This is a genomic window from Nocardioides sp. W7 (genome assembly GCF_022919075.1).
In the GTDB taxonomy this organism is placed as follows: domain Bacteria; phylum Actinomycetota; class Actinomycetes; order Propionibacteriales; family Nocardioidaceae; genus Nocardioides.
The window spans coordinates 1,555,733-1,572,944 of record NZ_CP095078.1 but is presented as its reverse complement, the minus strand read 5'-3'; the positions used below and the strand labels follow the sequence as shown (position 1 = coordinate 1,572,944).

Sequence of the window (17,212 nt, the reverse complement as noted above, 5' to 3'; positions counted from 1 at the left end):
CGGCGGGGGGTCACGCGGTGAGGTGGTGCAGGTAGCACCAACGCCAGTTCTCGCCCGGCTCGGCGGACTGCATCACCGGGTGGGTGGCGTCGCGGAAGTGGGCGGTGGCGTGCTGGCCGGCCGAGGAGTCGCAGCAGCCGACGTTGCCGCAGGCCAGGCACTGGCGCAGGGCGACCCAGTGCAGGCCCTCGTCGAGGCACCGTTGGCAGACCGGATCCTCGACCGTCTCGATCGCCGGCTGGTCGTCGAGGTCCACGCACGTCTCACCGGTACGACGCCCGGCGGTCGAGACCCGGATCTCCCGGCGCTCCTCGGCGGCGACGTCGAGCATCGACTCCTCGACGTCGAGCATGGCCAGCACGTCGGCGACCACCTCGGCCGGCACGGTGCCGGAGGAGCGGATCTCCAGCACCCGGCGTCGCTCGGCCTCGAGCAGCTCGAGCCGGACCCGGCTGTAGAGCTCGCTCGGAGCCTCCTGGTCCTCGACCGTGGCGAGCCGCTCCCAGGCGGCGAAGTTGCGCTGGTCCAGGCGCTGCCGGATCAGCTCGACGACCTCGTGCGGGTCGTCGTACTCCAGCTCGTCGAGCCGGCGCAGCGCCGACTTGGACGCCTGCTGGAGCAGCGTCGCGCGGGCCAGCGCGTCCTCGACCGGGTCCGGGGACGGCACCTTCAGCATCCGGGCGATCCACGGCAGCGTCATGCCCTGCAGGAACAGTGTCCCGGCGACCACGGCGAGCGCGATCAGCACGAGCACCTCGCGGTACTCGGTGCCTTCGGGGATCACGAAGGCCGCCGCCAGGGTGACGACACCGCGCATCCCGGCCCAGCCGAGCAGGAAGGTGTAGGTCCACGGCGCGGGAGCCCCGGTGTCGGGGTCGACGCTCGGCCGCACGAACAGGTAGCGGGACGGGAACACCCAGACCAGGCGCAGCACGATCACCGTGCCGACCACCGCCGCGCACACCGCGGCGATCCGGCCCAGCCCCAGGTCGCTGTCCATGGCGCCCTCGACGATCCACCAGGCCTGGAGGCCGATCAGCAGGAAGACGGTGTTCTCGAGGACGAAGGCGATGGTGCGCCAGTTCAGCCGCTCGGCGATCCGCGACTGAGCGGTCTGCAGGACCGCCGCCTTGTGGCCGAGCAGCAGGCCCGCGACGACCACCGCGAGCACGCCCGAGGCGTGCAGCTCCTCGGCGAGGACGTACGCCGCGAACGGCACCACGAGCGAGACGGCACTGTCGGTCACCGGGTCGGCGATCCAGCGACGCACCCTCGCGACCAGGAGGAAGAACGCGAACCCCACCAGCACGCCCCCGCCGGCGGCGCGGACGAAGTCGAACGAGACCTCCCACGCGTCCAGGCCGGTGCCGGCCGCGACGGCGAGCGCGGTGCGCAGCCCGACCAGCGCGGTCGCGTCGTTGAGCAGCGACTCGCCCTCCAGGATCGTCACGATCCGGCGCGGCAGCCCGATCCGGCGACCGATCGCGGTCGCGGCCACGGCATCCGGCGGCGCCACGACCGCACCGATCGCGAACGCCACCGCCCACGAGATGCCGGGCAGCAGCAGGTGCACCACCACCGCGACACCGGCGGCGGTGAACACCACCAGCCCGACGGAGAGCGCGAGGATCGGGCGCCGGTTGGCGTTGAAGTCGACCAGCGACGTCTGCTGCGCGGCGGCGTACAGCAGCGGCGGCAGCAGGCCCAGCAGCACCACGTCGTGGTCGAGGTAGACCTGCGGCACCTGGGGGACGTACGACGCCGCGACGCCGACCGCGATCAGCAGGAACGGCGCCGGGATGTCGATGCGCCGGGCCACCTCCGTGCAGACCAGAACGCCGACGGCGAGACCACAGAGCAGCAGGGCGACGTCCACCCGACGATTCTCCCAGGCCCGCGAGGCAGCACCCGCCGTGTTCACGCAGGGCGGAAGAGCCCGTCAGCGCAGCGAGCCGTTCCCGGACATGAAGTCGGTGCTGTAGGTGAGTGCGAGCGACTCGCCCGGCGGCAGCAGCGCGGAGGCGGCCTGTCCGATGCGCTCGGCCTCGATGTGCACGCTGACGTGCACCGCCCGGTCCGCGGGCACCTCGAACGAGACCGACCCCCAGTAGACGAGATACTGCCGCCCGTCGATGCTGACCACGGGCGGGTTCTTGGCGGTGAGCATCGAGTTGCCCGACGTGAGGTGCAGGGTGAGCACCCGCCGCTCGCCGGTGTGGTGCTCGACGTACGGGATCACGCCCGGCGGGGCCTGCTGCTCGGTCACGGCACGAGCCTACGGATCCGCTCGTCGAGGTCGCGGCGGTTGTCGCGGCGTACGACGGCCTCGACGACCTCGATCCCGCCGTTGGGCGAGGCCAGGGCGTGCTCGAGCTCCCCGACCGACCCGACCCGCCAGTGCGGTGTGCGGGTCGCGGCGCACAGCTGGGCCAGGTCGACGCCGTGCGGGGTGCCGAAGAGCCGCTCGAACTGCTCCACGTGCTCGGGCGCACCCTGCTCGAGCATCGAGAAGATCGAGCCGCCGTCGTCGTTGACGACCACGATCGTGAGGTCGGGCTCGGGCTCGCCCGGGCCGAGCACCAGGCCGCCCGCGTCGTGCAGGAACGTCACGTCGCCCATCAGGGCCAGGCTGCGCGTCGAGTGCGGGCGACCGAGGGCGGCGCCGATCGCGCTGGAGACCACCCCGTCGATGCCGGACAGGCCGCGGTTGGCGATCACCTTGCGGCGGTCGCCGACGGCGTAGCCGCGCGCCATCAGGTCGAGGTCCCGGATCGGGCTGGAGGCGCCGACGTACAGCAGCCCTCCGGGAGGTACGGCGCGGCCCACGGCGCCGGCGACCTCGTGGGGGGTGAGGCCGGCCTCCGCGGCGAGCAGCGCGTCGAGCTGACGGCCGAGCGAGCGGTCCGCCTCGACCCAGGCCCCGAACCACTCCGGGTCGTCCCGGCCGGCCGGGCGGGTCTCGCGGTCGACGGTGCCGGCGATCGGGAACGGACGCTCGGCCCAGGCCCCGCGGCCGGGGGCGGCGAGGACCTCGACGTCGGCGCGGGCGAGCAGCCGGGACACCGGGCGCGACAGCGTCGGCCGACCGAACACGACGACCCGCTCGATGCCGCGGCCCAGCTCACCGTCCAGGAGCAGCCGGTAGCAGCGCAGCGCGTGGTCGCCGGTGCGCGCACCGCTCGTCGGCTCGGCCAGCAGCGGCCAGCCGCCGTCCTGGGCCAGGACCCGCGGCGGCGGGCCGGCGTCGTCGCCGGCGACGACGACGGTGCGCGGGCCCAGCGGGAGGGTGCTCAGCGGGCTCACGGGACCCACCGGTCGGTCGGCACCAGCGGATCGTCGAGCTGCACGTTGAGGTGGGTCGGGCCGTCCTCCACGAGTGCGAACGGCCCGGGCTCGGTGAGGTTGGTGGTCGGCACCAACCGGCCGAAGACACCGATCTGGTCGGTGGTCTGGTTGGCGCTGGTGCCGCGCAGCCGGGCCGGTCGGTCGGCGGTGACGGCCACCAGCGGCACGCCGGCGTGGGCGGCCTCGAGCACGGCCGGGTGCAGGTTCGCGACGGCGGTGCCCGAGGTGCAGACGACGGCCGCGCGCGCGTGCACCTTGGTCAGGCCGAGGGCGAGGAAGCCGGCGGAGCGCTCGTCGATGCGGGTGTGCAGCCGCAGCAGGCCGGCCACCGACGCGTCGTACACCGCGAACGAGAGGGGGGCGTTGCGCGAGCCGGGGGCGACCACGACCTCGGTGACCCCACCGTCGAGCAGCACGCGCACGACGCTGCGGGCGAGCTCGGTGCTGGTGCCCTGTCTGCTCACGGTCGTCGATCCTGCCCCACGGCCCGGACAGCGGCGAGCCGGGCCTCCCAGTGCGCCACCCGGTCGGGCGCGGCCGCGAGCCGCTCCAGCGCCGCCGGGTCGACGGACGGGACCTGGACGGACAGCTCGCCGTCGACGGGCAGCAGCGAGCTCCCCGTGACGTCGTCGGTCAGCAGCTGCACGGTGGCGAGCCCGCAGGCGTACGGCAGCTCCGGCAGTGCCGCTGCGAGAGCCACCCCGGCGGCGATGCCGACGCTGGTCTCGAGCGCGGACGACACGACCACCGGCAGCCCGATGTCCTCGGCGATCCGCAGGCAGGCCCGCACCCCGCCGAGCGGCTGGACCTTCAACACCGCCACGTCGGCGGCCTCGAGGTCGCGCACCCGGTAGGGGTCGGCGGCGCGACGGATCGACTCGTCGGCGGCGATGGGTACGACGACGCGCCGGCGTACCGCGGCGAGCTCCTCGACGCTCGCGCAGGGCTGCTCGACGTACTCCAGACCGCCCGCGGCGCGGTCCAGCGCGGCGATCGCGCGGACGGCGGCGTCGACGTCCCAGGCGCCGTTGGCGTCGACCCGGACCCGGCCGGTCGGGCCGAGCGCGTCGCGGACCGCCTCGACCCGGGCCTCGTCGTCGGCGAGGCTCTGGCCGGGCTCGGCGACCTTCACCTTGGCGGTGCGGCACCCGCCGCGGGCCACGATCGCGTGCGCCTGCTCGGGGCCGACGGCCGGCACCGTCACGTTGACCGGCACCCGGGTCCGCACCGCCTCGGGCCAGTCACCGGCGGCGGCCTCCTCGGCACAGCGCAGCCAGGGGGCGGCGACCTCGTCGTCGTACTCCAGGAACGGGCTCCACTCCCCCCACCCGGCAGCGCCCTCCAGCAGCACCGCCTCGCGGACCGTGATGCCGCGGAAGCGGGTGCGCATCGGGATGGAGACGACCCTCATGCCAGACCCCGCAAGGTGAGCCGGTCCGGCTTGCCGTTGGGCAGCAGCGGGATCTCGTCGAGCACCACCAGCTGACGCGGCGCCCACGAGCGGGGGTGCGCCTCGCCCACCCACGCGCGCACGGCGTCGAGAGTCAGGTCCCCTTCCGTCGAGACCACGAAGGCGACCAGCCGGTTGCCCCACTCCTCGTCGGGGACGCCGAGCACCTCGGCGCTCGCCACGGACGGGTGCTCGCGCAGCCGCGCCGCGACGGCCGGGGCGGGCACGTTCACCCCGCCGCTCACCACGACGTCGTCGAGCCGCCCGAGCACCTGCAGCCGGCCGTCCTCGTCGAGCCGACCCGCGTCGGAGGTGAGGAACCAGCCGTCGACCAGCACCTCCGCGGTCAGGTCGGGGTCGCCGTCGTACCCGGCGAACAGGGTGGGCCCGCTGATCCGCACCCGGCCGTCGGCGCCGATCGCGAGCGCGACCCCGTCGAGCGGCAGGCCGTCGTACACGCAGCCTCCGGCGGTCTCCGCGGAGCCGTACGTCGCGACCACGTGTACGCCGGCCCCGGCCGCCCGCTCCCGCAGCGCGCGGTCGATCGGCCCGCCGCCGAGCAGGACCGTGTGGAAGCCGGCCAGCACCTCGGCATCGGTCTCGAGCAGCCGGTGCAGCTGGGTCGGCACGAGCGAGACGAACCGGTGCTCCCCGGTCATCGCCTCCGCCGCCGCCGCGAGGGACGGATGGTCGTCGAGACGGACCGGATCGTGGCCCGCGACCAGGGACCGGCAGACCACCTGCAGCCCGGCGACGTAGCTCTCCGGCAGCGCGAGCAGCCACTGGCCGGAGGCCCCGAGCCGGCGGGCGGACGCCTCGACCGACGCGAGCACGGACCGTCGCGGCAGCAGCACCCGCTTGGGCCGGCCGGTCGACCCCGAGGTCTCGACGACCCACGGCTCCGGGTCGACCGCGGACAGCCACCGTGCCACCGCGAATCCCATGTGCCGAAACCTATCGGCCCGTGATGGGATGCGCCGGTGCCAACCCTTCTCGGGCGCTTCGCTCCGCCGTCCCCCCTCGCCGGGCGACTGTCCCTTCAGTCGGTCCTCTTCGCCCTCGGCGAGGGCACCTTCCTGACCGGCTCCGCGGTCTTCTTCACCCAGGTCGTGGGGCTCAGCGCGGCGCAGGTCGGCCTCGGCCTGACCCTGGCCGGGATGGCTGCCTTCGTCGCGGCGTACCCGATGGGCCGGCTCGTCGACCGGTTCGGGCCCAAGCGCGCCTGGGCGGTCAGCGGGGTCGGGCAGGCGGCGATGTTCGCGCTCTGGCCGTTCATCGACAGCTTCGCGGGCTACGTCGCCATGGCCGTGGTGATGGAGGTCGTCGGCGCTCTCGGCAGCACCGCCCACGGCTCCTACACGATCGACGTGCTGCCGCCGCGTGAGCGGGTCACGTCGCGCGCCTACATGTACTCCGCGCTCAACGTCGGCTTCACCCTGGGCTCGCTGGTCGGTGGCATCGCACTGGCCTTCGAGTCGCTCACCCTCCTCGAGCTGATGCCGCTGTTCACGGCCGGGGTCTTCCTCGTCAACGCCTTCTGCATCACCCGTCTCCCCAAGGCCCCCCACGACCTGAAGACCGCCGAGGAGCGCGCCGCGAAGATCCCCGGGCCCGGTCCGATGCGCAACGCGGGCTGGCTGCTCTCGATGTTCTTCGCCGGCGTGCTGTGGACCAACCAGGTGCTCCTCCACCTGGTCATCCCGCTGTGGCTGGTGGAGAAGACCGACGCCCCGTGGTCGGTGCTCGCCCTGCTCTTCGGCACCAACACGGTCATGTGCATCTTCCTGCCGCTGGCCGCCGCCCGCGGCGTCAAGGACCGCCCCACCGCCCTGCGGGCGATCCGCGTCTCGACCGTGTTCTTCATCGTCTCGTGCGTCATCACGCTCTCCACCCACGAGAGCGTCGGCTGGCTCACCGTCACCCTGTTCTTCCTGGGGCACGTGACCCTGACCGGGGCCGAGCTCTTCCTCTCCGCCGCCAGCTGGACCTTCGAGGCCGAGTTGATGGACCCGCGCCGGCGGGGTGAGTACCAGGGCGCCGCCGAGCTCACGGGCACCCTCGGTCGGGTCTGGGCCCCGGCGCTCTACACCTTCCTCGCGATGAACTGGGGCGCGACCGGTTGGCTGATCATCGCCGGCATCATCACCGTCGCCGCGGCGGCCCTGCATCCCTCGACCGCCTTGGCGCGGCGGTTCCTCGAACGGCACGTGCCACCCGACGTGCTCGCCGACGCCGCGGCCTCGGACGCGACCGCCGAGGAGGAGCCCCCGCCGGTCGGGCCGCCGACCGTGACGCAGCCCGGACAGCCGGGCGGCGACGCCCCCGGAGCCGTCGCACCGACGCCCTGAGTCGTCCGCCCGAGCCGTTTGCGAGAATCACCCGTTGTGGCAACTCCAGGTGAATGGCTCTCCGGCGCCCGCCCCCGCACCCTCCCCGCTGCGATCTCGCCGGTGCTCGCGGGCTCGGGCGTCGCGGCGTACGTCGATCACTTCGTGGCCTGGAAGGCCCTCCTCGCCCTGGTGGTGAGCCTGGCCCTGCAGGTGGGGGTCAACTACGCCAACGACTACTCCGACGGCATCCGCGGCACCGACGACTCCCGGGTGGGGCCGATGCGCCTCGTCGGGTCCGGCGCCGCCTCCCCGGGCGCGGTGAAGCGGGCCGCCTTCCTGGCCTTCGGGGTCGCGGCCGCCGCGGGTCTGGCCCTCGCGGCCGCCACCGCCTGGTGGCTGCTCGCCGTCGGCGCCGTGTCGGTCCTCGCCGCCTGGTTCTACACCGGCGGCGCCAAGCCGTACGGCTACCTCGGTCTCGGCGAGGTGATGGTCTTCGTCTTCTTCGGACTGGTGGCCGTGGTCGGCACGACGTACGTCCAGACCCAGACCTGGGAGCTCGCCGCCCTGTACGCGGCCGTCGGCATCGGCGCCCTCGCCTGCGCGATCCTCGTCGTCAACAACCTCCGCGACATCCCCACCGACACCGTCGCCGGCAAGCGCACCCTCGCCGTCGTCCTCGGCGACCGCCGCACCCGGCTCCTGTACGTCGCCCTCGTCGTCGCCGCCGCGCTCGCCGTGGTCGCCCTAGCGGCCCTCACGTCCTGGTGCGTGCTCGTCGGCCTGCTCTTCCTCGTCCTCGCCGCCCCCGGCGTCCGCGTCGTCCTCTCCGGCGCCACCGGGCCCGGCCTGATCCCGGTCCTGCAGTCCACCGGCACCGCCGAGCTCGCCTGGGCCGCCCTCACCACCGCCGCCCTCGTCCTCTGCGGCTGACCGGGGTTCATCTGTCCGCCGGTGGTTGAGCAGGTCGCGCTAGCGACCGTGTCGAAACCCGGTGAGCCTCCGTACGACCGTGGTTGCGCTCTGCTGTCGGCACCAGGCTGGTTCGAAGACCTTCAATGAAACAAGGGGCTCATCGTCCGCTCGGGTCGACGCACCTGGTCGCGGCTGCTGCCCGGCTCACGGTCGCTTCGGATCGACCGTCGTGATCACCGCTGCAACAAGGGCGGCCCGTGACGCTGGTTGAGGGCCGACGCCCCGGTGGTTGAGCAGGTCGCGCCCCGGGTTCAAGCGTGAGTGCAACACCCCGGTCTGATCGAGGTGTTCGTTCAATGGCTCGTCCTGCTATTGCTCGTGAGGTCCGTAGGGCGTTCTGGCGCCATGTCGCTGCAGGTCTGTCGACAGAAAACGCTGCGGCTGCGGCTGGCGTGTCACGGACCATCGGATACCGGTGGTTTGCAGCATCTGGTGGCGTGATGCCACGCCGCTCAGAACGGGAGGACCCAGCCGAGCGACGCCCTCAGGGGCGACGCCTCACGCTGGCTGATCGCGAAGAGATCGCTCATCTCCTGTCCTCGGGAAAGACCGACGCCGAGATTGCCACCGTGCTGGGGTTCAGCCGGACCACGATCTGGCGTGAACGCACCCGCAACACCACCGGTGGCCGCTACCGGGCCACGACCGCGCAAGCAGCCGCGGACACTCGTCACCGTGACGCGCACCCGTCCGGGCCGCTCAAGCTCGCCGAGGGCACCAGACTCCGCACCGAGGTCCTCCAACGGCTGGGCGAGAATCAAAGTCCCGAGCAGATCGCACGCCGGCTGCGCCGCGACTTCCCCGATGACCCGGAGATGCACGTGTCCCACGAGACGATCTACCAGGCGCTCTACGTCCAAGGCCGCGGTGCGCTGCGCCGCGAGCTCGCGGTGTGCCTGCGTACCGGGCGGACGATGCGTAAGCCACGCGCGCAACGCACCGCCCGCAATGCCCGGAGCGGGAACCCGCGCGACATCGTCAGCATCAGCGAACGCCCACCCGAGGTCGAGGACCGGGCCGTGCCGGGCCACTGGGAAGGTGACCTGATCCTCGGCACCGCCAACGCCTCCGCGATCGGGACCCTCGTCGAGCGCGCCACCGGCTACCTGATCCTGCTCCACCTGGCCAGCGACCACACCGCAGAAACAGTCCAGGAAGCCATGTGTCGCGAGATGGCGAAGCTGCCCCAGACCCTGCGTCAGACCCTGACCTGGGACCGCGGCAGCGAGATGGCCAACCACGCCCAGATCGCCGAAGCAACCGGCCTGGACATCTACTTCTGCGACCCCGGATCACCCTGGCAACGCGGCTCCAACGAGAACACCAACGGCCTGCTGCGCCAGTACTTCCCCAAGGGCACCGACCTGTCCTTCTGGGGCCCCGGATTCCTCGACCAAGTCGCCCTCCAGATGAACAACCGCCCCCGCAAACAACTCGGCTGGGCCACCCCCGCCGAAGCCCTCGACGCACTACTGTCCAACCCCAACAACCCACCCCGTGATGCACTCACCGCTTGAATCCGCCCGCAGCAACCGTGTCGAAACCCGGTGAGCCGAGGTACGGCATCGCGTAGGGCGGTGGGCGGTGGGTGGCGGTCTCCGCCCGGCACCAGGCTGGTTCGAAGACCTTCAATGAAACAAGGGGCTCATCGTCCGCTCGGGTCGACGCACCTGGTCGGACAGAGCCCCGCGGGGTGGTGGGCTTTGAGGTGATCCTCGGTGCCTACGCGTCGCTGCTCTCGATGGCGGCGATTGGTTCAGTATCGCTGGTGGCGTAGAGCTTGGCCATGGATCCTTCGGAGAGGTAGCGGCGGTCCCCGGCGATCCACTCGTCGTGCATGTCGATCAGCACCGCGCCTACCAGCCTGATCACCGCCGCGGCGTTGGGGAAGATGCCCACGACCCGGGCGCGGCGCTTGATCTCCTTGTTGACCCGCTCGAGCGGGTTGGTCGACCAGATCTTGCGCCAGTGCTCGCGTGGGAATGCGGTGAAGGCGAGGACCTCGGGCTTCGCGTCGTCCATCAGTGGCCCGAGTTTGGGGAAGCGGGCGGCGAGCTCGTCGCGGGTCTTGTCCCACGCCACGTGGACGTCCTCGGCGGTGGGCTGGGCGAAGATCATCCGGAACGCAGCTGCAACGTAGTCGGCCTGGCCTTTGGGGACGTGGGCCAGGAGGTTGCGGGCGAAGTGGACCCGGCACCGTTGGTGCGCGACGCCCTGGAACGCGCGCTTCAACGCCTTGACGAGGCCGGAGTGTTGATCTGAGATCACCAGCTTCACGCCGGCCAGTCCGCGTTGTTTGAGGCTGAGCAGGAAGCTGCGCCAGAAGACCTCGTCCTCGCTGTCACCAACGTCCAGGCCGAGGATCTCCCGTTCACCGGTTGCGGTGACACCCGTCGCGACGACCACCGCCATCGACACGACCTGGCCACCTTTGCCAGGTGCGTTGCGGACGTGGAGGTAGGTCGCGTCGAGATAGATGTAGGGGAACTCGACGTGGTCCAGGGTGCGGGTGCGGAACGCGCCGACGGTCTCATCCAGGCCGGTGCAGATCCGGGAGACCTCGGACTTGGAGACACCCGTGCCGCCCATCGCTTCGACAAGGTCGTCGACGCTGCGAGTCGAGATCCCGTGGACGTAGGCCTCCATCACCACCGCGTAGAGCGCCTGATCGATCCGACGACGGGGCTCGAGGATGATCGGGAAGAACGAGCCCTTCCGCAGCTTGGGGATCCGCAGCTCGACGTCGCCGGCCTTGGTGGTCAGCACCCGCGGCCGGTGGCCGTTGCGCTCGGTGACACGGTCCTCGGTGCGCTCATAGGGTGCGGCGCCGACGCGTTCGATCGCCTCGAGCTCGATCAGCTCCTGCAACGCGACCCGGACCGAATCACGGATCAGGTCGACGCCATCACCGGCACGGAACGCGTCGAGGAGTTCGGACAGGGCAGACTGGGGCAAGGCCATCGGTGGACCTCTTTCGGTGAGTGCTTGGCCGTACACACCGAAGATCCCGCCGATGGCCGTCTACGTGCTGACGCCCCGCCGCTGGTCCCTCAAACCCCACCACTCCCGGGGACTCTTACCCTGGTCGCGGCTGCTTCTCGGCTCACGATCGCTTCGGATCGACCGTCGTGGTCACCGCTGTGGAGAAACAACTCGGACTGTCGGTGCCTCCGATTACATTACTGGTATGGCCAACGGTGAGCTTCACGACTGCGACGACGCAGCTGCGTTGCTCGCGTTCGTGCGCGCCGAACGGCTGACCGAGGCCCGGGCCTCGGCGAACCTGCTCGCCTCAGCGGTTGCCTGGGCGGCGATGCACTCCACCGAAGCCCTGCACGAGGCGGCGGCGATCTGGATGCCCGGGCACGAGCAGGAGATGGCCATCGCCGGTCCCGGTGCGCCGTTGGTTGCGGAGTTCAGTGTGTTGGAGTTCGCCGCCGCCCTCGGCCTGTCGACCGACGCCGGTCGGATCTACCTGGGCGATGCGGTCGAGCTGGCGCACCGGCTCCCGAGGATCTACGCCCGCACCCAGGCGCTGGACCTGCCGGTGTGGAAGGCCCGCCGGATCGCCAAAGCCACCAACGACCTGCCGATGGAGGGTGCGGCCTACGTGGACGCGCACCTGCACGCGGTGGCGCACAAGATCTCGATCGCCCAGCTCGACCGAACGGTCGAGGAAGCCCGGGTGACGTACGACCCGGGCGAAGCGAAGGCTCGGTGGGAGGCGGCGTTCGAGAAGCGACACTTCGACATCGACTCCCAGCAGGTGTCCTTCGACGGCACCGTCGACGTCCACGGCACCCTGGATCTGGCCGACGCCCTCGACCTCGAGGACGCCGTCGCCCGCCGCGCCCGCGAACTCGGCCAACTCGGCCTCGACGTGCCGGTCGACATCCGCCGCTCGATCGCCGTCGGCGACCTCGCCCGCCGCCAGCTGTCCCTGGAGCTCAACGCTGAGGACGACCGCCTGAACTCGGAGCGGAAGCGGCCGCGGCAGGTGCTGCTGCACGTGCACGTCTCCGAAGCCGCCCTCGCGGGTGCTGGGAGCGAGCTGCACCTGGCCCGCGTCGAGGAGACCCGCTCGTTCGTGACGGCCGAGCAGGTCAAGACCTGGTGCGCCAACCCCGACACCCAGGTCGTGATCAAGCCGGTCATCGACCTCGACGGCCACGTCCACGCCGACGCCTACGAGACCCCCGACCGGCTCCGCGAACGCCAGGTGCTGCTCCAACACAGCTGCGTGTTCCCCTGGTGCCGCAAGCCGGCCCGACGCTGCGACTGCGACCACATCGACCCAGCCGCCCGCGGCGGACCGACCTGCGACTGCAACATCTCTCCGCTCTGCCGGCGACATCACCGGGCCAAGACCCACACCAGATGGCGCTACGACAAGCTCGACGACACCACCTTCGTCTGGCGAAGCCCCAACGGTCTGCTGTTCAGACGCGACCACACCGGCACCACCGAGCTCACCTGACGACCCGAAGCCTCAGCCCTGACGGCCACGCGCCCCAGGGCCACAGGCGCGTCTGCAGCCCTCGCTCCCCCCGCTCGGCTGCGTGAGGCCGCGGCCCGGGCGGGGCGCAGCCGCAGGGCGAGCAGCCGACCGGGTCTCGGGGACCCAGGAAGCCGAACAGCCCCGCGAAAACGGAAGCGACGTCAGTCGACGTCTTCCTTGGTCTTCATCTCCTCGAACTTCGCGGTCGCCCGCGTCGCACGTGCCTGGACGTGCTCGGCGAGGGCCAGCCGCTGCCGCTGAAGCAGGAAGTAGGAGCCGATGCCGCTCACCAGGAACGCGATGACGACGGACCCCAGGATGTTGGCCTCGCCGGCGATCAGCAGCCAGGCCGAGAAGACGACGGCGAGCGACGCGACGAACAGGACCAGCCGCAGACCGGTGTACACCCAGAACTCCTTCACCTCTCCAGGGTAGATCCTCACCAAGAGGGGCCTACATTGGAGGGGTGCTGAAGTTCCTGCTGGTGGTCGCGCTGTTCGCGCTCGCGACGTACCTCGTCATCCGGCTGATTCAGCGCCGCGGCGTGCTGCCACCGATGCAGCGCCCGGCCCCGCGGCCCAAGCCGCGGATGGTGGCCCCGGACGACGACGACGACTTCCTGCGCGACCTCGACCGCAAGCGTCGCCATCCCGAGGACCCCGACAGCACCTGACGTGCCCCGTCTCCTGCACCTCAACGGACCACCAGGGATCGGCAAGTCCACCCTCGCCAGGCGGTACGCCGACGAGCACCCCGGCGTCCTGAGCTGCGACATCGACGTGTTGCGCACCCTCATCGGCGGATGGTCGGACGACTTCGCCGCGGCCGGTGCGGCGATCCGGCCGGTCGCGTTGGCGATAATCGAGGCGCACCTACGTGCGGGCTGCGACGTGGTCCTCCCCCAGATGCTCGTGGACCCGGCGGAGCTGGCCCGCTTCGAGGCAGTGGCGAGCCGTGCCGGGGCCGCGTTCGTCGAACGCGTCCTCCTCGACGAGGACGGACCTGACGCCGCCGTCGCGCGCTTCCACCGGCGCGGCACGGACACGCCCGACCCGTGGCACGAGCAGGTTCGCGCGATCGTGGCCGCGCAGGGCGGCGACGACACGCTGCGCCGCTATCACCGTGCGCTGCGGGGCCTCGTCGACGATCGCCCGGGGGCGGTCGTCGTCCCCAGCCGCGAGGGTGACCCGGACGCGACGTACGAGGCGCTGCTCCGCAGTCTCTAGAGCCGCGTCGAGACGATCGTGCTCTCGCCGAGTCCCTCGGCGTACGAGTGCTGGCTGGAGACGAAGAAGTTCACGCCGATGAAGCTGAACCAGAGCGTCGCCATGCCGACGAGCGCGAGGATCGCGGCGTTGCGGCCCTTCCAGCCGGCGGTCGCCCGGGCGTGCAGGTAGCCCGCGTAGACGACCCAGGTGATGAACGCCCAGACCTCCTTCGGGTCCCAGTTCCAGTACGACGCCCACGCCTGGTGAGCCCAGATCGGACCGGTGATGAGGACGGCGAAGGTCCACACGGGGAAGGCGAAGGCGTTGATCCGGTACGCCACCCGGTCGAGGGTGGCCGTGGCCGGCACGCGGGCGAGGTAGCTTCCGGACCTGCCGCGCCGCTCGGCGCGCTCCTTGAGCAGGAACAGCGCGGACGCGATGCCGCCGAGGGTGAAGGCGCCGGTCGCGATCACCGCGGACACGACGTGGATGACCAGCCACGGGGAGTTCAGCGCCTCGGTGAGCGGGGCGACCTCCTCGTGCAGCCAGATCACGTCGACCATCAGCAGCGTCAGCACGACGCCGGTGACGATCGGCGCCATCCAGGCGAGCGAGAACCGGCGGTACAGGACGAGGTAGGTGGCCCCGATGAAGAACGTGCCGGAGAGGGTGAACTCGTACATGTTGCCCCACGGCACCCGGTTCGGCTCCGCGGCCATGCCCCGGCCGACCAGGGCGACTAGGTGCACGGCGACCGCGATGATCGTGAGCAGCAGGCCGAGGCGTCCGAACAGGTTGGTACGCCGCTCGACGGCCTCGTCGACGTCCGCTCCGTCCGCTCCACTCGGCCCGCCCTCGGCGACCGCGACGGCGCCCGAGCCGCCCCTCCCGGGGGCGACCGAGATGGACCCGACGGAGACCGGCAGCTTGCGCAGCGCCGACCACTCCACCAGGTGGCTGAGCAGGGCGAGGAAGTAGACGACCCCACAGACCGCGACGGCCTGGTTGCTCAGGGTCTCCCACGAAGCGTCGGTCACGGTTCCTCCTTGGCGGGCGGTACGGCGGGCGGTACGTCAGACGGCACGGTCGGCGGCACATCACCGCGCAGCGCGGCGACCACCTCGTCGATCTCGGAGGTGACGTCGCCGCCACCGGAGCGGTCCAGGGCGGCCACCTCGACCAGTGTCACCCCGTCGACCACGCGGGCACGAACCCAGAGGCGACGCGGGCGGATGAACAGCGAGCCCAGCAGGCCCAACAGGGCGAGCACGACGCCGGAGAGGGCGACCAGCTTGCCAGGGGTCTTGCTGATCTGCAGCCGGTTCCACTCCTGGATCCCCTCGAAGGTGACGCTGCCGAGCCCGTCCGGGAGCTCGACAGTGTCGCCCTCCTGCAGGTCGAGCCGCAGCGGCTTGCCCTCGTCGTTCAGCACCTGCTCGGTCTTCTCCTTCTGCAGGATGTAGACCGACTGGGGGGTGCCGTCGTCCATGCCCAGGTCGCCGGTGTAGACGCTCAGCGACAGCAGCGGGTTGTTCAGCTCACCCATCAGGTTCGCCAGCTCGCCGTCGGTGTTGATGAACGTCGGGAAGAAGACCCCCTCGAGCGCGATCTGGGCGGGCTTCGCGTCCGGGGCCTTCACCACACCGAAGGAGAACAGCGTCTGGTCCTGCGGCAGGAAGATCGTGGGCCCGCTGTAGGCGACGTCCCCGTTGCCGTCACGGACCGTGACGACGGGCGCGTAGCCGTGCCCGATCAGGAACACCTCGGTGTCGCCGATGGCGAGCGGGTGGTTGACCCGCAGGTCGTACCGCTTCTCCTCGCTCGCGTCGGCGCCGGCGCAGTCCTCGCGGTAGCGGGTGTCGGCGCTGAAGCCCTGCGACATCCCGGCCCGCGGCCCGGAGGTCAGCCACTCGACGTCGAAGTCGTCGATGGTGAAGCAGAACGGCTCCATGTCCGCGGCGTCGAAGAGATCGCCGGGCACGAAGTCGTCGTACTGGGTGAGCGTGTTCGAGAAGCCGTTGCCGACCTGGAGCAGCACGCCGCCCTTGTAGCCGAACATCCCGCCGACGACGAAGCCGACCAGGACCACGATCACCGACAGGTGGAAGATCAGGTTGCCCACCTCGCGGAGGTAGCCGCGCTCGCTGCTGACCGCGGCGTCGTCGGCACCGTCCAGGTCGGCGGGACGGACCCGGTAGCGGCGACCCTTCAGGACCTCCCGGGCCCGGGCGAGCACGGCGTCGACGTCCTCGTCGGTGCGGTACGACGCGTGGTCGGGCAGCCGGCCCAGGTTGCGGGGCGCGCGGGGCGGCGGGGCCTTGATCGCCCGGAGGTAGACGAACGTGCGGGGGATGATGCAGCCGATGAGCGAGATCATCAGCAGCACGTAGATGGCCGCGAACCAGGGCGAGTCGTAGACGTCGAAGAGCCCGAGCCGGTCGTAGACCGGCGTCAGGTCGGGGTGCGCCTCCTGCCACTGGGTGGTCTTGAGGGAGTCGACGCCCTCCTGCGGGATGATCGAGCCGGGTACGGCGGACAGGGCGAGCAGCAGCAGCAGGATCAGCGCGGTGCGCATCGAGGTCAGCTGGCGCCACGTCCACCGCAGCAGCTCGCGGGGGGTCAGCTCGCCGGCCTTGCGGTCGGCGGCGGGGGTCTCGCTCACACACTCACCTCGAAGTCGCTGACCAGGTTCAGCTGCAGCCACTGCACGGCGTGGTCCCACCAGCCGGTGACGAGCAGGACGCCGACCACGACCAGCATCAGCCCGCCGGCGCGGGTGACCCACTGCTGGTGCCGGCGGATGAAGCCGAACGCTCCGAGCGCCCGCTGCCAGAACAGGCCGGCCAGGATGAACGGGATGCCGAGTCCCAGCGAGTAGAAGGCCAGCAGCAGGCCGCTGCGGGCGGCCGTGCCCTCGGCGTACCCCAGGGTCAGGATCGCGCCCAGCGTCGGGCCGATGCAGGGCTGCCAGCCCAGGCCGAAGAGGAAGCCGAGGACCGGCGCCGCGGCCAGGCCGACGGCAGGCACCTGGTGGAAGCGGACGTCGCGCTGGAGCAGCGGCACGAGCCCGACGAACACGACGCCCATCGCGATCGCGATGATGCCGAGGACCAGGTTGAGGGTCTCGGTGTTGACGATCAGCCAGGTGGCCACCGAGCCGGTGGCCACCCCGAGCAGCACGAACACGACGCTGAACCCGAGCACGAACAGCACCGAGCCGGCGACCATCCGGCCGCGCTTGACGTTGCCGGCGGCCAGGTCGGCGCCGGAGAGCCCCGTGGCATAGGAGAAGTACGCCGGCAGCAGCGGGATGACGCACGGCGAGAAGAACGACACCAGCCCGGCCAGCACCGCCACCGGCACCGCCAGCACCAGCGAGCCGGATCCCGCCGTCTCTCTCAACCAGTCC

General features: G+C 71.5%; 17 protein-coding genes. 6 read left to right on the top strand and 11 right to left on the bottom strand.

Annotation, left to right across the window (positions count from 1 at the left end):
• Nucleotides 1-10: 10 nt before the first annotated feature.
• From MUB56_RS07440 to MUB56_RS07415, 6 genes are all read right to left on the bottom strand, one after another.
• Complete coding sequence (locus MUB56_RS07440) at nt 11-1,876, bottom strand: Na+/H+ antiporter (RefSeq protein ID WP_244931268.1); 1,866 nt, start codon at nt 1,874-1,876, stop codon at nt 11-13.
• Nucleotides 1,877-1,939: 63 nt separating this feature from the next.
• Nucleotides 1,940-2,266, bottom strand: coding sequence for a hypothetical protein (locus MUB56_RS07435; RefSeq protein ID WP_244931267.1), 327 nt, complete (start codon nt 2,264-2,266; stop codon nt 1,940-1,942).
• Nucleotides 2,263-3,303, bottom strand: coding sequence for a thiamine pyrophosphate-dependent enzyme (locus MUB56_RS07430; RefSeq protein WP_244931266.1), 1,041 nt, complete (start codon nt 3,301-3,303; stop codon nt 2,263-2,265). The genes MUB56_RS07435 and MUB56_RS07430 overlap by 4 nt, the downstream gene beginning before the upstream one ends.
• Nucleotides 3,300-3,809: a thiamine pyrophosphate-binding protein gene (locus tag MUB56_RS07425; protein ID WP_244931265.1), complete on the bottom strand. Its 510-nt coding sequence runs from the start codon at nt 3,807-3,809 to the stop codon at nt 3,300-3,302. The genes MUB56_RS07430 and MUB56_RS07425 overlap by 4 nt, the downstream gene beginning before the upstream one ends.
• Entirely contained in the window at nt 3,806-4,756 is a 951-nt protein-coding gene (locus tag MUB56_RS07420) for an o-succinylbenzoate synthase (RefSeq protein ID WP_244931264.1), read from the bottom strand. The genes MUB56_RS07425 and MUB56_RS07420 overlap by 4 nt, the downstream gene beginning before the upstream one ends.
• The gene (locus MUB56_RS07415; protein ID WP_244931263.1) at nt 4,753-5,739 is read right to left on the bottom strand and encodes an AMP-binding protein; all 987 of its coding nucleotides are present in this window, start codon (nt 5,737-5,739) and stop codon (nt 4,753-4,755) included. The genes MUB56_RS07420 and MUB56_RS07415 overlap by 4 nt, the downstream gene beginning before the upstream one ends.
• Before the next feature lie 36 nt (nt 5,740-5,775).
• Between MUB56_RS07415 and MUB56_RS07410 the strand changes: the two genes are divergently transcribed.
• The 3 genes from MUB56_RS07410 to MUB56_RS07400 all read left to right on the top strand — a co-directional run bounded on the left by MUB56_RS07410 (nt 5,776) and on the right by MUB56_RS07400 (nt 9,614).
• Nucleotides 5,776-7,143 (top strand): MFS transporter, encoded by a 1,368-nt coding sequence (locus MUB56_RS07410; RefSeq protein ID WP_244931262.1) that lies wholly within the window; start codon nt 5,776-5,778, stop codon nt 7,141-7,143.
• Nucleotides 7,144-7,179: 36 nt separating this feature from the next.
• Nucleotides 7,180-8,055 carry a 1,4-dihydroxy-2-naphthoate polyprenyltransferase gene (locus MUB56_RS07405; protein ID WP_244931261.1) on the top strand — a complete coding sequence of 292 codons (876 nt, stop codon included), beginning with the start codon at nt 7,180-7,182 and terminating at the stop codon, nt 8,053-8,055.
• Nucleotides 8,056-8,393: 338 nt separating this feature from the next.
• Entirely contained in the window at nt 8,394-9,614 is a 1,221-nt protein-coding gene (locus MUB56_RS07400; RefSeq protein ID WP_244931260.1) for an IS30 family transposase, read from the top strand.
• A gap of 205 nt (nt 9,615-9,819) precedes the next feature.
• Here the strand turns inward: MUB56_RS07400 and MUB56_RS07395 are convergent, their stop codons facing one another.
• Nucleotides 9,820-11,058 carry an IS256 family transposase gene (locus MUB56_RS07395; RefSeq protein WP_244928844.1) on the bottom strand — a complete coding sequence of 413 codons (1,239 nt, stop codon included), beginning with the start codon at nt 11,056-11,058 and terminating at the stop codon, nt 9,820-9,822.
• A gap of 226 nt (nt 11,059-11,284) precedes the next feature.
• Here MUB56_RS07395 and MUB56_RS07390 point away from each other — a divergent pair, with 226 nt between their 5' ends.
• Nucleotides 11,285-12,574, top strand: coding sequence for an HNH endonuclease signature motif containing protein (locus MUB56_RS07390; protein ID WP_244931259.1), 1,290 nt, complete (start codon nt 11,285-11,287; stop codon nt 12,572-12,574).
• A gap of 182 nt (nt 12,575-12,756) precedes the next feature.
• Here the strand turns inward: MUB56_RS07390 and MUB56_RS07385 are convergent, their stop codons facing one another.
• On the bottom strand, nt 12,757-13,017 hold the full coding sequence (locus tag MUB56_RS07385; RefSeq protein WP_244931258.1) for a DUF4229 domain-containing protein: 261 nt from the start codon (nt 13,015-13,017) through the stop codon (nt 12,757-12,759).
• Between the two features lie 44 nt (nt 13,018-13,061).
• Here MUB56_RS07385 and MUB56_RS07380 point away from each other — a divergent pair, with 44 nt between their 5' ends.
• Both MUB56_RS07380 and MUB56_RS07375 read left to right on the top strand, forming a co-directional pair.
• Nucleotides 13,062-13,268 carry a hypothetical protein gene (locus MUB56_RS07380; RefSeq protein ID WP_244931257.1) on the top strand — a complete coding sequence of 69 codons (207 nt, stop codon included), beginning with the start codon at nt 13,062-13,064 and terminating at the stop codon, nt 13,266-13,268.
• Nucleotide 13,269: 1 nt separating this feature from the next.
• Nucleotides 13,270-13,821: an AAA family ATPase gene (locus tag MUB56_RS07375; protein ID WP_244931256.1), complete on the top strand. Its 552-nt coding sequence runs from the start codon at nt 13,270-13,272 to the stop codon at nt 13,819-13,821.
• Here MUB56_RS07375 and ccsB read toward each other — a convergent pair.
• From ccsB to MUB56_RS07360, 3 genes are read right to left on the bottom strand one after another with little or no spacing between them, the layout of a single operon-like run.
• Nucleotides 13,818-14,840, bottom strand: a complete 1,023-nt coding sequence (gene ccsB / locus MUB56_RS07370) for a c-type cytochrome biogenesis protein CcsB (RefSeq protein WP_244931255.1) — start codon at nt 14,838-14,840, stop codon at nt 13,818-13,820. The two genes, MUB56_RS07375 and ccsB, sit on opposite strands and share 4 nt — an antisense overlap.
• A complete protein-coding gene (locus tag MUB56_RS07365; protein WP_244931254.1) occupies nt 14,837-16,465 on the bottom strand; it encodes a cytochrome c biogenesis protein ResB in 1,629 nt (542 codons plus the stop codon). The genes ccsB and MUB56_RS07365 overlap by 4 nt, the downstream gene beginning before the upstream one ends.
• Entirely contained in the window at nt 16,462-17,205 is a 744-nt protein-coding gene (locus tag MUB56_RS07360; RefSeq protein ID WP_348536716.1) for a cytochrome c biogenesis protein CcdA, read from the bottom strand. Before MUB56_RS07360 ends, MUB56_RS07365 begins: the two co-directional genes overlap by 4 nt.
• Nucleotides 17,206-17,212: the final 7 nt, after the last annotated feature.

Excerpts from the sequence above, each read along its gene's own strand:
- MUB56_RS07390 (WP_244931259.1), top strand. The coding sequence starts at position 11,285 with ATGGCCAACGGTGAGCTTCACGACTGCGACGACGCAGCTGCGTTGCTC.
- MUB56_RS07400 (WP_244931260.1), top strand. The coding sequence starts at position 8,394 with ATGGCTCGTCCTGCTATTGCTCGTGAGGTCCGTAGGGCGTTCTGGCGC.
- MUB56_RS07415 (WP_244931263.1), bottom strand. The coding sequence starts at position 5,739 with ATGGGATTCGCGGTGGCACGGTGGCTGTCCGCGGTCGACCCGGAGCCG.
- MUB56_RS07420 (WP_244931264.1), bottom strand. The coding sequence starts at position 4,756 with ATGAGGGTCGTCTCCATCCCGATGCGCACCCGCTTCCGCGGCATCACG.
- MUB56_RS07395 (WP_244928844.1), bottom strand. The coding sequence starts at position 11,058 with ATGGCCTTGCCCCAGTCTGCCCTGTCCGAACTCCTCGACGCGTTCCGT.